The organism is Kordia sp. E, assembly GCF_056033805.1.
Map to the genome: position 1 here is coordinate 784,745 of NZ_JBRASR010000003.1, position 13,373 is coordinate 798,117.

Annotated in this window: 14 protein-coding genes; 5 read left to right on the forward strand and 9 right to left on the reverse strand. The window is 32.2% G+C overall.

What is annotated here, in order from left to right; all coding sequences use genetic code 11:
* Nucleotides 1-63: 63 nt before the first annotated feature.
* From ACUUYC_RS16685 to ACUUYC_RS16705, 5 genes are all read right to left on the reverse strand, one after another.
* The gene (locus ACUUYC_RS16685) at nucleotides 64-726 is read right to left on the reverse strand and encodes a DUF937 domain-containing protein (protein WP_474267764.1); all 663 of its coding nucleotides are present in this window, start codon (nucleotides 724-726) and stop codon (nucleotides 64-66) included.
* A 190-nt stretch (nucleotides 727-916) separates the two neighbouring features.
* Nucleotides 917-1,876, reverse strand: coding sequence for a D-2-hydroxyacid dehydrogenase (locus tag ACUUYC_RS16690; protein WP_474267766.1), 960 nt, complete (start codon nucleotides 1,874-1,876; stop codon nucleotides 917-919).
* A gap of 23 nt (nucleotides 1,877-1,899) precedes the next feature.
* Nucleotides 1,900-2,964, reverse strand: a complete 1,065-nt coding sequence (gene serC / locus ACUUYC_RS16695) for a 3-phosphoserine/phosphohydroxythreonine transaminase (protein ID WP_474267769.1) — start codon at nucleotides 2,962-2,964, stop codon at nucleotides 1,900-1,902.
* Between the two features lie 143 nt (nucleotides 2,965-3,107).
* Nucleotides 3,108-3,848 carry a hypothetical protein gene (locus ACUUYC_RS16700; protein ID WP_474267771.1) on the reverse strand — a complete coding sequence of 247 codons (741 nt, stop codon included), beginning with the start codon at nucleotides 3,846-3,848 and terminating at the stop codon, nucleotides 3,108-3,110.
* A 29-nt stretch (nucleotides 3,849-3,877) separates the two neighbouring features.
* Nucleotides 3,878-4,948 (reverse strand): acyl-CoA reductase, encoded by a 1,071-nt coding sequence (locus ACUUYC_RS16705; RefSeq protein WP_474267773.1) that lies wholly within the window; start codon nucleotides 4,946-4,948, stop codon nucleotides 3,878-3,880.
* Nucleotides 4,949-5,085: 137 nt separating this feature from the next.
* Here ACUUYC_RS16705 and ACUUYC_RS16710 point away from each other — a divergent pair, with 137 nt between their 5' ends.
* Nucleotides 5,086-5,439 (forward strand): 4Fe-4S dicluster domain-containing protein, encoded by a 354-nt coding sequence (locus tag ACUUYC_RS16710; protein ID WP_474267775.1) that lies wholly within the window; start codon nucleotides 5,086-5,088, stop codon nucleotides 5,437-5,439.
* Nucleotides 5,440-5,646: 207 nt separating this feature from the next.
* Here the strand turns inward: ACUUYC_RS16710 and ACUUYC_RS16715 are convergent, their stop codons facing one another.
* Together ACUUYC_RS16715 and ACUUYC_RS16720 are read right to left on the reverse strand one after the other, a co-directional pair.
* Nucleotides 5,647-6,030: a PUR family DNA/RNA-binding protein gene (locus ACUUYC_RS16715; protein ID WP_474267777.1), complete on the reverse strand. Its 384-nt coding sequence runs from the start codon at nucleotides 6,028-6,030 to the stop codon at nucleotides 5,647-5,649.
* Between the two features lie 79 nt (nucleotides 6,031-6,109).
* Complete coding sequence (locus ACUUYC_RS16720) at nucleotides 6,110-7,864, reverse strand: ABC transporter ATP-binding protein (protein ID WP_474267779.1); 1,755 nt, start codon at nucleotides 7,862-7,864, stop codon at nucleotides 6,110-6,112.
* Nucleotides 7,865-8,001: 137 nt separating this feature from the next.
* Here ACUUYC_RS16720 and ACUUYC_RS16725 point away from each other — a divergent pair, with 137 nt between their 5' ends.
* The 4 genes from ACUUYC_RS16725 to yajC all read left to right on the forward strand — a co-directional run bounded on the left by ACUUYC_RS16725 (nucleotide 8,002) and on the right by yajC (nucleotide 11,059).
* Complete coding sequence (locus ACUUYC_RS16725; RefSeq protein ID WP_474267780.1) at nucleotides 8,002-9,105, forward strand: Glu/Leu/Phe/Val family dehydrogenase; 1,104 nt, start codon at nucleotides 8,002-8,004, stop codon at nucleotides 9,103-9,105.
* Between the two features lie 87 nt (nucleotides 9,106-9,192).
* A complete protein-coding gene (gene nusB / locus ACUUYC_RS16730) occupies nucleotides 9,193-10,134 on the forward strand; it encodes a transcription antitermination factor NusB (protein WP_474267782.1) in 942 nt (313 codons plus the stop codon).
* A 41-nt stretch (nucleotides 10,135-10,175) separates the two neighbouring features.
* Nucleotides 10,176-10,766 (forward strand): DUF1573 domain-containing protein, encoded by a 591-nt coding sequence (locus tag ACUUYC_RS16735; RefSeq protein ID WP_474267784.1) that lies wholly within the window; start codon nucleotides 10,176-10,178, stop codon nucleotides 10,764-10,766.
* 2 nt (nucleotides 10,767-10,768) lie between these two features.
* Nucleotides 10,769-11,059, forward strand: a complete 291-nt coding sequence (gene yajC, locus ACUUYC_RS16740; RefSeq protein WP_474267786.1) for a preprotein translocase subunit YajC — start codon at nucleotides 10,769-10,771, stop codon at nucleotides 11,057-11,059.
* A 78-nt stretch (nucleotides 11,060-11,137) separates the two neighbouring features.
* Here the strand turns inward: yajC and ACUUYC_RS16745 are convergent, their stop codons facing one another.
* Both ACUUYC_RS16745 and pepT read right to left on the reverse strand, forming a co-directional pair.
* On the reverse strand, nucleotides 11,138-11,734 hold the full coding sequence (locus tag ACUUYC_RS16745; protein WP_474267788.1) for a YdeI/OmpD-associated family protein: 597 nt from the start codon (nucleotides 11,732-11,734) through the stop codon (nucleotides 11,138-11,140).
* A gap of 336 nt (nucleotides 11,735-12,070) precedes the next feature.
* Nucleotides 12,071-13,303, reverse strand: coding sequence for a peptidase T (gene pepT, locus ACUUYC_RS16750; protein WP_474267790.1), 1,233 nt, complete (start codon nucleotides 13,301-13,303; stop codon nucleotides 12,071-12,073).
* Between the last annotated feature and the right edge of the window lie 70 nt (nucleotides 13,304-13,373).

The window sequence follows — 13,373 nt, forward strand, 5'->3', positions numbered from 1 at the left end:
TATGTATAAAAAAAGCATCCACTTTCGTGAACGCTTTTTGTTATTTGTTATATGATTGTTTTACTATTTTCCTCCGAAAAGTCCACCTAGTAATCCACCAAGTCCACCGCCACTTTTGCCGTTTCCTTTGTCACCACCTAAAAACATACCAGCGATATCATCAATAACACTTCCATCATTATCAGCATCTAAAATTGCTTCAATGAATCCTTGTTGTCCTTGTTGCTGTTGTTGGCTTTGTCCACCACCTAGCAATCCGCCAAGTAAGTCTCCGATTCCACCTGAACTTTGTACGTTTTGTTGTTGTTTTTGCTTTCCTAAAACTCCCATTAAAATTGGAGCAGCAACTTTTAAGATGTTTCCTATAGAAGAAGCATCCATTCCAGATTGTTTACCAATTGCATTTTCAACATTTTGACGACGATCTCCTAATACGTGACGTAAAATTCCGTCTCCATCATTCTTCACTTCTTCATCAACTCCACCACCAAATAGACTTCCTAAGTTATCTAAGATACTTCCGTTGTGTTTATTTGATAAAGCATTGTTTAATCCTTCTGCACCTTCTGGTGTGCTTGCGTTTCGTTTCATTGCTCCCATTAGTACAGGTAGTGCCATACTTAATACAGAAGCTGTTTTGTTTTGATCTTGTCCAACCTCATTACTCACTCCGCCAATGATTTGTTTTCCCAAATCACTATTTAATAAATCTAAAATTCCAGACATTCTTAAAATGTTATTTATTGTTAATATGAAAACAAGATAGTAATATTCTGTAAGACTTATAGTATAGGCTTCTATTTTTTAGATGAAAAGCATGAAATGCAGAAATATCAGATAAACGGATTTTTTTATGGCTGAAAAACATAAAAAGCACTCATTTGAGTGCTTTTTACTTACTTGTATATAGAATATTTTATTTTTCAGTTTTCATAATTGCGGCTATTTGCGAAGCTAATTCTAAGCCAATTCTGTCTTGAGCTTCGTTTGTTGCAGCACCAATATGTGGCGTTAATGATACATACGGATTCATTAATACTTTGATTGCTGGTGTTGGTTCGTTTTCAAAAACATCCAATCCTGCAAATGCTAGTTTTTTTGTGTCTAATGCATCAATTAAGGCAACTTCATCGATAACACCACCACGAGCAGCATTTACAATTCCAGCGCCATCTTTCATTAGTCCAAATTCTTTTTTTCCAATGATATAATCTTTCTGAGCCGGAACGTGCAATGTAATAAAGTCTGAATGTTGCAAAACAGCTTCCATTGGTTCTGTGTCAATTTCTACATTTATGAATTGTCCATTGTAAAAATCTACTTTTACTGTTGCTTTGCTAATAAATTTATCAGCAGCAATTACTTTCATACCAAGTCCAAGCGCTATTTTAGCAACTTCGCGTCCAATACGACCAAAACCTATAACTCCTAGCGTTTTTCCGCGTAATTCAGTTCCTTTTGCATAGGCTTTTTTCAAGTCTTTAAAACGTGAATCACCTTCTAATGGCATGTTTCTATTTGAGTCGTGTACAAAACGAACACAGCTAAATAAGTGTGCAAATACTAATTCTGCAACCGAACTAGAAGAAGCTGCAGGCGTATTGATTACATGAATTTCTTTAGAGCGTGCATACTCGACATCAATATTGTCCATTCCAACACCACCACGACCAATGATTTTTAGGCTTTCGCAAGCGTCAATAATATCTTTACGAACTTTGGTTGCGCTTCGTACTAATAAAGCACTTACTTTATGTTCATTGATGTAATTGATCAATTGTTCTTGTGCAACTTTCGTTGTAATAACTTCAAATCCGTCTTTTTCTAAAGCGTTAATTCCACTTTGCGAGATTCCGTCGTTTGCTAATATTTTCATGTCTTAATTTAAATATTAAAAAATTATGCTTTTTTTTCTAATTCTTTCATTGTATCAACCAATACTTGTACACTTTCTAGTGGTAAAGCATTGTACATAGAAGCTCTGTAACCACCAACACTTCTGTGACCATTTAATCCGTTGATTCCTGCTGTATTCCACATCGCATCAAATGTTTCTTTTAATGATTCATCTGTTAGTGTGAAAGTAACGTTCATATGACTTCTATCTTCTACAGCAACAACACCTTTAAATAATGGATTTCTGTCTATTTCATTGTAAAGTAACGCAGATTTTTGCTCGTTGATTTTTTCAATAGCAGCAATTCCACCTAAATTTTTTAACCATTCTAATGTTAGCATAGAAACATATACAGGAAATACAGCAGGCGTATTGAACATACTGTCTTTTCCGAGGTGAATTTTATAGTCTAACATAGAAGGAATTACTCTGTCTACTTTTCCTAATATTTCTTCTTTTATAACAACTAAGGTTGCTCCAGCAGGTCCCATATTTTTTTGCGCTCCAGCGTAAATTAAATCAAATTTTGAAAAATCTAGTTGGCGTGAAAATATGTCTGAACTCATATCACAAACTACAGGAACACTTGTTTCTGGAAAGCTTTTCATTTGCGTTCCAAAAATTGTATTGTTACTTGTACAGTGGAAATAATCTGCGTCTGAAGGAATTTCATATCCTTTAGGAACGTATGTAAATCCTTTGTCTTTAGAAGAATCGACTTCTACAATTTCACCAAAAAGTTTGGCTTCTTTGATTGATTTGTCACTCCAAGTTCCAGTATTTAAGTAAGCAGCTTTTGTGTTTAACAAATTATAAGCTGTCATCAAAAATTGTGTACTTGCGCCTCCTTGTAAAAAGAGTGCTTTGTATCCTTTTCCTTCCAATCCTAATAATTCTAACGCTAAACTACGAGCGTTTTCCATAACAGCTACAAAAGACTTACTTCTGTGTGAAATTTCGATTAAAGAAAGATTGTCATTGTTGAAATTTAAAACGGCTTCTGAAGCTTTTTGTAATACTTCTTGTGGTAAAATACAAGGTCCTGCGCTAAAGTTGTGTTTTTTCATTATATATGTTGTGTGTTGTTAATCAGATTAATTTGAGTGCAAAGTTGCTAAATTATGAACGAATTGTTGTTATGTTTTTGCTAAATATTTTAGTCAAATATTGAGGATAATTCATTTTTTAGTTTTCTTTTGATAGTACTAATTTATTCATGATAGCTATTTTTTTCAATTTCATTCTCAATGAGTTGAAGTAATTCATTGAGTTCATTGATTGATGTTTTATAAAATGCTAATCCTTTCGCACGCATTGCCATGCTAATGGTTAGTATATTTCGAAATTGAGGATTTTTTGAAAGTTCAGCATAATTATTAGGCTTCAAACCTATAGTTTCGTTTTGGAGTAAATAGCTTAGGTTTTCAGTAATAAACGGCATAGTTACATTTTCAAATAATGCCCATTCTGCTTTGTCGTAATCGTTTATGATAAAGCCAAGAGTTGATTCGTGCAATTTGATTACACCTTCTTTTATGTCTTTATTTTTAATGATTCTGATACCTTCAATTTTAAAAATCTCATATGTCGTAAACGTAGGTAATGGGCTTTCCCAGTTTGCAATGGCAGGAAATAGTGTGTCCATTGCTGAGGTGTATACAGTGTTTTTATCAAGATGATTAATTGCTACTTCAAGATTTAACTTAGATGCTTGATTTGCTTTTAAATCTCTTTCTAGCTCGTCTTTTGTGGCAGATAAGTCTCTGTATAAGTTTTGAAGTATGTTGTATTCATGTTCATTAACTTCTTGTTGTGCTTTCCAACCGTCAATTTGTAACGCAATTAAAATTCCCACAACTACCAAGATAATCTCACCAACTGCATACGTTAGGTATTTTCTAATTTTACTATCTTTTAGTAAAAGTTGGCGTGTTTTTTTAAAGAATTTCATTATCGGCTGTGGCTTGCATAGATGTAATTTTATGAATTACTATCTAAATTGGTTAGAAATGTAAGTGTATCAACACCATCTGCATAATCATGTAATTCTGGATGTTGTGTTTGTCCGAAAGCTACTTGATTTTCAATATTTAAATCCGCTACAACACATTGTATGTTTTCTGCGTCTGCGCGCAATTTTTCTTGTAGTGAATTCAAATCTTCATAATATTCATAAAAAACAGTCGCAATCGGAGAAGCGTATTGTGAATCTTCTTTAATCATTAAGAAACCATTTTCTAAAATATTAAACAAACTCATTAAGTATACAGCTTTGTTGTAATCGTAGTTGTTAGCATACTTTGCACTATTCATGCTATCACTTTTTGCATACATTCCTTTAAAAAAGGCGTCAAAATTATAACCTTTCGGAACAAATAATTTAGAAACACTTCTACAGCCTAAACCGAAATAGGTAAAGATATCATCACTTAAACCTACTAATTGCGCTGAAGTTTCGTTTCCAGTCAAAATAGCAACGGAATTTCTGTTTTTACGAATAATGCTTGGCTTGTCTTTAAAATAATACTCAAAATAACGAGCTGTATTATTACTTCCTGTCGCGATTACTGCGTCAAACTCTGTTAGTTTTTCGTTTGTAAACGTAATTTTTCCTTTAAAACTTGGTTCAACTTGTTCTAAGTATTTAGCCAAATAGGGTAGCAGGTGTTTGTCATTTGAAGATTGTTTGACTACTACTTCATGACCTGAAATTAAAACGGATAGAAAATCATGAAAACCAACGAGCGGAATATTTCCCGCCATGATAATGGCAACTTTCTTTGGAGTAATAGCTTCAATAGTATAAGGTTTAGTCCATTTTTCTAAATTTTCTTGCTGTAATGCTTTTGCCCAATTGCCAATAGCAAAGCGAAGATTTTCTTTGGTAAACCAACCATTATTTTCTTGTGAAAGCTTCAATTGATGTATCATTCCATCAAAAAAAGGATCATTAAGATTTATTGAAAAGTTAGGTTTTGGGTTTTCTGTTGAGAATTGTGATAAAAAGCCTCCTAATTTTACAAAAGCGTTAATTCTTTCTGCTAAAGCCATCTGACATTTGTTTTTAAATAGTTTTGGCGTTATTTTTGCAAAAGTAAAATGACACCAAGACTTATTTTGGCGAATTTATAAAACTTTTACCGCATTAGCGGTAGTTAAGAACAAGATTGTAAACGAAAAAAAAAATAATGGCAATAATTATAACTGATGAATGTATCAACTGTGGCGCTTGCGAGCCAGAGTGTCCAAATACGGCTATTTATGAAGGTGCTGATGATTGGCGCTATGCTGATGGAACTTCTTTGAAGGGAAGTGTTGTACTTCCTGATGGTAAAGAAGTAGACGCCGACGAAGCACAAGAACCAATTTCAGATGAAATTTATTATATATCTCCTGATAAATGTACAGAATGTAAAGGATTTCATGAAGAGCCACAATGTGCTGCGGTTTGTCCGGTAGACTGTTGTGTACCTGATGAAGATATTGTTGAAACGGAAGAAGAATTACTAGGAAAGCAAGCTTTTATGCATCCTGAAGGATAAAGAATTCAGAAATTATAATACTGAATTTTTAATACTTACTACTGAAAATATATAAAAAGTCGCTCACATTACTGTGAAGTGGCTTTTTTTATTTGTGATTTTTGAAGCTAGAATTAATCCAGGTTTTCAATAAGTTTAAAAAAGTAAAAAGCCACTTATAAATATAGATAAGTGGCTTTTTTGGGTTTTGGGTTGGTTGATAGTTTTTTATATATCTTCAAAATTTACGTCTGTAAAACTTCCAGAAGCTTCTGAATCTCCACCTTGTTGTGTTTCATCTGTAACGTATTCTCTTTTGAAATCTTTTTGATGACGTTCAGAAATTACTTCTTCGCCTTTTTCGTCTACGATATACGCTGTCATTTCTTCTAAAATTTCTGAAAATGCTGCAAAATCTTCTTTGTATAAATAAATTTTGTGCTTTTTGTAGTGGAATGACCCGTCGTCGTTAGTAAATTTTTTACTTTCTGTAATGGTTAGGTAATAGTCGCCAGCTTTGGTAGCTCTGACATCAAAGAAATAAGTTCTCCTTCCTGCCCTCAATACTTTAGAGAAAATTTCTTCTTTCTCTAATAATTCTTTTTCACTCATAATCCCTTTTTTCTAAAGTTTAGTTGTTTGTTAATCTCCCTCAAAAATGTAAAAAAAAAGTTAATTGAACAACAAAATCTTACAAATCTTTTTCGGAAAGTTGTTTTAAATATAGCTCTTTAAAATAGCCATCTTCCAGTATTAGCGACTTGTAGCTTCCATTTTGAATAATATGACCATCATCTAAAACAATAATCTTATCCGCATTTTTTGCAGAAGAAATTCGATGACTTACAATAATTGTGGTTTTGTTTTTAGTAATACGTTCAATATTGGATAAAATTTCTTCTTCTGTTTCTGTATCTACAGCCGATAAACAATCGTCCAATAATAAAATATTAGGATCTTTTATAATGGCACGCGCAATAGAAACACGTTGTTTTTGTCCACCACTTAGTGTAACACCTCTTTCACCTAAAATAGTATTGTACCCTTCTTTAAATCCAGTTATATTTTTATGAACAGACGCAAATTTAGCAGCAGCAATTACTTCTTCTTCAGTAGCATCTTCTTTTCCAAACTTTATATTGTCCTTAATTGTTTCTGAAAAGAGGAAAGCATCTTGCGGAACAATACTAATAGAATTTCGCAAACTGGTTAAATTCAATTGTTTTAATGGTTTCTTGTCAATTAGAATGCTTCCTTTATCAATATCATACATTCTACTGATTAAATCTAAAATAGTTGTTTTACCAGAACCTGTTTTTCCAATAATGGCAAGTGTTTCACCAGAATTTAATGAAAATGAAACACCTTTTAAAGCTGTAATATTAGTATCGTCATATGTAAAAGAAACATCTTTAAATTCAATATTTCCAGTTATTGGCGTTGCTTCCGCAATTTGATTCTGAATTTCTGGGACAACCTTCAAAAATTCATTGATACGTTTTTGAGAGACTTCTGCTTGTTGTACAATAGAAGTTACCCAACCAATGGTTGCCACAGGCCACGTAAGCATATTTACATACATAATAAATTCTGCCAAGACACCAAATTCAATTTCTCCATTAATAAATTGCTTTCCACCTATATATATGACCAAAATGTTACTTGCACCAATTAATAAAATCATCATTGGGAAAAACCATGCCTGAACTTTAACTAAATCCATGTTTTTCTGTTTTCCTTCAATAACCATAGCATCAAATGTGTGCTTCGTTTGCGGTTCAATTCCGTAAGCTTTAATTACTGAAACACCTGAAAATGATTCTTGAGTAAAAGTTGATAATTTAGATAAAAACTGTTGTACAATAGCGCTTCGTTTTTGAATTGCTTTACTCAATTTATAAATCAAAAATGATAATATTGGTAATGGTAATAAGGTGTAGATAGCAACTTTTGGAGCTGTGATAAACATTAACGGAATCAAGCAAGCAAATAATGTAATGGTACGAATACTATACATAATTGCGGGTCCAGCATACATACGAACTTTACCAACATCTTCACTAATACGATTCATTAAATCTCCAGTACGATTCTTTTTGTAAAAATTTGTAGACAGATTTTGATATTGTTGATATACTTCATTCTTTAGATCATATTCAACATAGCGTGAAATATTGATAATGGTTTGACGCATTAAAAATGTAAAAAACGCGGCTAGTACAGAAGCACCAATAATAATTAAGATGTTCATGAAGAGTTCATCTTTTACAATGGCAATATCAGTAATTTCTTTGTTAATATATTTTTCAACGATTGTAAGGGAATTTCCAATAAGCTTTGGTGCTAAAAGAGAGAAAATCTGTGCTATAATTGTAATTAAAATTCCTAAAAGTAAGCGTCCTTTGTATTTTTTGAAATATTTATTTATATACTGTAATTCTTTCATTTTCCTAAATTAGCAAGCGTTTTCTTTGAATTTTTTTGAAAAATATTCATTTTAACAACAAGTTTATTGCATAATTTTTAATTATCCCTATTTTTGCATTCTATTTTTTAGAGATAGTATAATTTAATTTAATATACATGGTTTCAGACGTTATACACACAAATGAATTACACAAGGTAGATCCAGTATTTGGTCAATTGTCTTTTGATGAACACGAACAAGTTGTTTTTTGTAATGACAAAGATACAGGTTTAAAAGCAATAATAGGAATACATAATACAGTTTTAGGACCTGCTTTAGGAGGAACTCGAATGTGGCAATATAACAATGAATGGGAAGCCTTAAATGATGTACTTCGTTTATCTCGTGGAATGACGTTTAAATCCGCAATTACAGGATTAAACCTTGGTGGTGGAAAAGCTGTTATTATTGGTGATGCCAAAACACAGAAGACACCAGAACTCATGAAAAAGTTTGGTGAATTTGTACATTCATTAAGCGGACGTTACATTACCGCAGAAGATATTGGTATGGAAACTGCTGATATGGATTTGGTAAGAGATGTAACACCATATGTAACTGGAATTTCAGAATCAAGAGGTGGAGCAGGAAATCCATCACCTATTACAGCTTACGGAGTTTTTATGGGAATGAAAGCTGCTGCTAAATATAAATTTGGTTCAGATGTATTAGAAGATAAAACAGTATATGTACAAGGAATTGGACATGTTGGAGAAGCATTAGTTGAACACTTATCTAATGAAGGAGCCAAGGTTATTATTGCTGACATCAATGAAGAACGTTTGCAAGTAGTAAGTAAAGCTTACGGAGCCGAAATTTACAGAGGCGCAGATATCTATTCAGAAGAAATGGACATTTATGCACCTTGTGCTTTAGGAGCAACAATAAATAATGAAACTATTAATAAGTTAAAAGCACAAGTAATTGCAGGAGCAGCTAACAATCAATTGAAAGATGAAGTGAAGCATGGATCAATGTTAAAAGATAGAGGAATTGTATATGCTCCAGATTTCTTAATTAATGCTGGTGGAATTATTAATGTATATGCTGAATTAGAAGGTTACGGGAAAACAGAAATTATGCGTAAAACTGAAAATATTTACAATACTACATTGGAAATATTTAAACATTCAGAAGAAAACAATTCAACAACACACAATTCTGCATTAAACATTGCATTGGATAGAATAGATGCTAGAAAAAAAGAAGTGAATAAATAGTAACTTTATTCAAAATAATTATATTTTTGCGGGGCGAAAGGAATGTATCTTTTCGCCTTTCATTTTTAATTAAAAGTTCTTACTTAGATGCTAACAAGAAGACATATTCGAGTTAAAGTAATGCAATCCATATATGCATTATCACAATCAAAAAGTGATCAGGTTGATAAAGAATTGAAATTTATCAATATGAGTATTGCAAATATGTATGACTTATACATACTTACGCTTGATTTATTTGTAAAGCTTAGTGAGTTGGCAACAAAACAACTTGAGCTTTCACAGAAAAAATACTTAGCAACTTCAGAAGAGAAAAACCCAAGTAAAAAGTTTCTCCATAATGCGATTATCTTACATTTAACACATAATGAAACGTTAATAGAAGCATTAAATGATAGAAGACTAAACGATTGGGAATTAAATGATGAATACATTCGTGTCATCTATGATGCAATGGTAGCTAGCGATTTATACAAAAAATATATGGCTTCTACAGAAACTAGTTATGACTTGGACAAAGCGTTTATAGCAAAACTATTTTCTGAAATCATTGCACCAAATGATAAACTATATGAATACTTTGAAGATCAGAAGTTAACTTGGTTAGATGATATTCCTGTAGTGAATACATTGATTTTGAAATCAATAAAGCAAGCTAAAGAAGGAAAAGAAAGAATTGTAGTGTCAGAACTCTACAAAGATGATGAAGATCGTCAGTTTGTTAAAGATTTATTCGTGAAAACGGTTTTAAATGATGAAATGTTGTCAGCCGAAATTCAAGGAAAAACACCTAATTGGGATAAAGATCGAATTGCAAATTTGGACTTAATTGTGCTTAAAATGGCAATTTGTGAGTTCTTAAAATTCCCTTCAATCCCAGCAAAAGTAACTATTAATGAATATATTGAGCTCGCTAAAGAATATTCTACATCAAAAAGTAGTATGTTTGTAAACGGGATTCTTGATAAATTAATTAAAGAATACAAGAAAGAAAATAAGTTAAATAAAATCGGTCGCGGTTTGATGTAACGAAATAATTATTAATTTTACAATTCAAAAAATAAAACACAATGATCAGAAAAGGATTTATACTATTAGGAGCTATGTCGCTTGTCTTATTCACTTCATGTAAAGATGACGCAACAAAAAAAGTAAAAAGTGAAAACGTTGCTCAAGCAGCAGAAAGAGATGCACAATCAAAGAATTTTGCAACAATGAAGTTTGAAAAAACTGAGCATGACTTCGGAGTTATTAATGAAGGAGACCAAGTAGAAACTACAGTGAAGTTTACAAATACTGGATCAACTCCATTATTAATTACAAACATTAAAGGAAGTTGTGGATGTACAGTTCCAAATGATTGGCCAAGAGAACCTATTGCTCCTGGAGCTGACGGACAGTTTACTGTAAAGTATAACTCTACAAACAAGCCAAACCTTAAAACGAACACAGTTACGGTAACAGCAAACACTGAAAAAGGTAGAGAAATTTTCCGTATCAAAGCATTTGCTACGCCTAACCCAGAGTTAGAAGCTAAAAGACAAAAAGCAAAAGTTGAGAGAGATGCTAGAATGAAAGCACAACAAGAAGCACAACAAAAAGCAGCAGCTACTAAAAAAGCAGCAGCTACTAAAACAGGTCACGAAGGACATAATCATTAAGAATGGAAGGATTTTTAGGACAATACGGACCTTTACTACTTATGTTGGTAGTTGTATACTTTTTTATACTAGCACCAAGTATTAAACGTCAAAAGAAGGAGAAAAACTTTATGACTTCTATCAAAAAAGGTGATCGTGTGATTACTAAAAGCGGAATTCATGGAAAAATTGCAGAACTCAATGATAAAGATAATACGTGTATTATTGAAACTGGAGCCGGGAAAATTAAATTTGAACGCGCAGCACTTTCAGCAGATGCAACATTGAGAGCAAACGCTCCTGAAAAAAAATAAAAATACGCTTAACAAACATATTATAAAAAAAGCATCGTGAAAACGATGCTTTTTTTGTTTTATAACTTAGTCTATAAACTATCGATATTTATCATTTAGTCCTTTTCCTTCCAATATCATTGGAGTAATCTTTTCCAATCTACTTTCTTTTGTCGTAACTCTTTTGGCAGTTGCAATATGTTCGGCGTATTCTTTTTGTTTATAATTAGACAATGCTTCAAAAGCTGTTTTTAAAGGTGAATTTACTTCTAAAACACTTTTTAATTCGTCAGGAATACTAATTACAGTGCTTTTTGGACCCATAGGAACCGTTTTCCCTGCTTTTTGATACGCAACAGCTTCATCTATATAACTTTGTATCAAAGCCTCTGGAATTGCATCAGTATCCGTAAATTTCCAATGTCGCATCGCTTTCGTTTTTCCTTCTTGCGCATTTATCAAAACCTTTGCTTCATCTTTCAATAAAGCACCTTGATAAAACCATAAACCTACATATTTTTTAAAAGCAGATAAACCTAAAATATTCTTTCCGTCAACCATATAAACAGGAATATTCCATTTAAAGCCTTCTTCTAATGCTGTGTTTTTTAAAATAATACTTCTCAATAAGCGAAGTTTTGTTTCCCATTCAGGAAAACTCTGTAAATAGTCTTCTATTGATTCATATTTTTTCATATGATTAAAGTTTTAAACTAAAATAAAAAAAGCTACTCATTTAAAAGTAGCTTTTGGATATAATTTAGTTTAAATATTTATTTTTGATTTATGAGAAAAATTAAAGTCTTTACCATTATAAATAATCTTCTCTTTATTAGTAAAACGTATCTGCTTTATGAAGGAATAAATTTTACAGTAACTAGAAATTTTGAATTATTTCTATTGTTTGAGAAAACTTTACTAATTATTTCAATTGTATTGTCAATTTATTTTTTGGTAAAAAAGGCACCTTTTTTCTGGTTTATTTTTAGCTCTATTCCTTTGTGCTTTTTTCTCGCATCATCACTCTAATTATTATTTATACTTTTCGGCAGTTAGTTCTGTGATTTTTACAATCACATCAATGGCACTCATAATACTTTCCACGGGAACATACTCATAACGTCCGTGAAAGTTATGTCCGCCAGCAAAAATATTAGGACAAGGTAATCCCATAAACGATAATTGTGAACCATCAGTTCCACCACGAATTGGCTTGATAATAGGCGTAATGTTTAAAGCTTTCATAGCATCCTCTGCAATTTCTACAATATGAAATACAGGTTCTACTTTTTCACGCATGTTATAATATTGATCTTTAATTTCTATAGAAATAGGATCAGTTGCATGTTTTTGGTTAATGTCTGAAGCGATACGTTGCATAAGCACTTTTCTAGCTTCAAATTTATCCTTATCATGATCTCTAATAATGTATTGTAATGTGGTTTCTTCAACTTTACCATTCATAGTATGTAAATGATAAAACCCTTCACGGCCTGTTGTTTCTTGTGGAATTTCATTTTCAGGTAAAGCAGCAATAAAATCATTTGCGATTAACATAGAGTTGATCATTTTTCCTTTTGCATAACCAGGATGTACAATTTTTCCCTTAATAGTGACAACAGCTCCAGCTGCATTAAAGTTTTCATATTCAAGCTCTCCAATTTCACTTCCATCCATTGTGTATGCCCAATCAGCACCAAACTTTTCAACATCAAACTTATGTGCGCCACGACCGATTTCTTCATCTGGCGTAAAGCCAACACGAATTTTTCCATGTTTTATTTCTGGATGATTGATTAAATATTCCATTGCAGAAACAATTTCACAAATTCCAGCTTTATCATCAGCACCAAGTAAAGTCGTTCCATCGGTAGTAATCAGTGTTTGCCCTTTGTATAAAAGTAAATCTTCAAAATAGTCAGGCGAAAGCACAATATCTTGTTCAGCGTTTAAAACGATATCTTTTCCATCATAATTAGGAACAATCTGCGGTTTTACATTTGCGCCAGTAAAATCAGGTGAAGTATCAAAATGTGAAACAAATCCTATAGCAGGAACATCATGATCAACATTACTAGGTAAAGTAGCCATGATATAAGCGTTTTCGTCAATGGTAACATCAGACATTCCGATGTTGTTCAATTCATCTACCAACAAATTGGCTAAATCCCATTGTTTCGCTGTACTTGGTGTTGTTTCTGAAGTTTCGTCAGATTCTGTATCAATGGTTACATAACTGATGAATCTGTCTATAATATGTTGCATGTGTGATCTTTTTTTTCAAAAGTAATGGATTTCTCAATATTCATAAAATGTTAGTCTATAAATTTTTATA

Bases quoted from the DNA above. Each gene is read 5' to 3' on its own strand.
- ACUUYC_RS16725 (WP_474267780.1), top strand. From the start codon at position 8,002: ATGGTTTCAGACGTTATACACACAAATGAATTACACAAGGTAGATCCA.
- yajC (WP_474267786.1), top strand. From the start codon at position 10,769: ATGGAAGGATTTTTAGGACAATACGGACCTTTACTACTTATGTTGGTA.
- ACUUYC_RS16685 (WP_474267764.1), bottom strand. From the start codon at position 726: ATGTCTGGAATTTTAGATTTATTAAATAGTGATTTGGGAAAACAAATC.
- ACUUYC_RS16705 (WP_474267773.1), bottom strand. From the start codon at position 4,948: ATGGCTTTAGCAGAAAGAATTAACGCTTTTGTAAAATTAGGAGGCTTT.
- nusB (WP_474267782.1), top strand. From the start codon at position 9,193: ATGCTAACAAGAAGACATATTCGAGTTAAAGTAATGCAATCCATATAT.
- ACUUYC_RS16690 (WP_474267766.1), bottom strand. From the start codon at position 1,876: ATGAAAATATTAGCAAACGACGGAATCTCGCAAAGTGGAATTAACGCT.
- ACUUYC_RS16710 (WP_474267775.1), top strand. From the start codon at position 5,086: ATGGCAATAATTATAACTGATGAATGTATCAACTGTGGCGCTTGCGAG.
- ACUUYC_RS16735 (WP_474267784.1), top strand. From the start codon at position 10,176: ATGATCAGAAAAGGATTTATACTATTAGGAGCTATGTCGCTTGTCTTA.
- ACUUYC_RS16745 (WP_474267788.1), bottom strand. From the start codon at position 11,734: ATGAAAAAATATGAATCAATAGAAGACTATTTACAGAGTTTTCCTGAA.
- ACUUYC_RS16700 (WP_474267771.1), bottom strand. From the start codon at position 3,848: ATGAAATTCTTTAAAAAAACACGCCAACTTTTACTAAAAGATAGTAAA.
- ACUUYC_RS16715 (WP_474267777.1), bottom strand. From the start codon at position 6,030: ATGAGTGAAAAAGAATTATTAGAGAAAGAAGAAATTTTCTCTAAAGTA.
- pepT (WP_474267790.1), bottom strand. From the start codon at position 13,303: ATGCAACATATTATAGACAGATTCATCAGTTATGTAACCATTGATACA.
- ACUUYC_RS16720 (WP_474267779.1), bottom strand. From the start codon at position 7,864: ATGAAAGAATTACAGTATATAAATAAATATTTCAAAAAATACAAAGGA.
- serC (WP_474267769.1), bottom strand. From the start codon at position 2,964: ATGAAAAAACACAACTTTAGCGCAGGACCTTGTATTTTACCACAAGAA.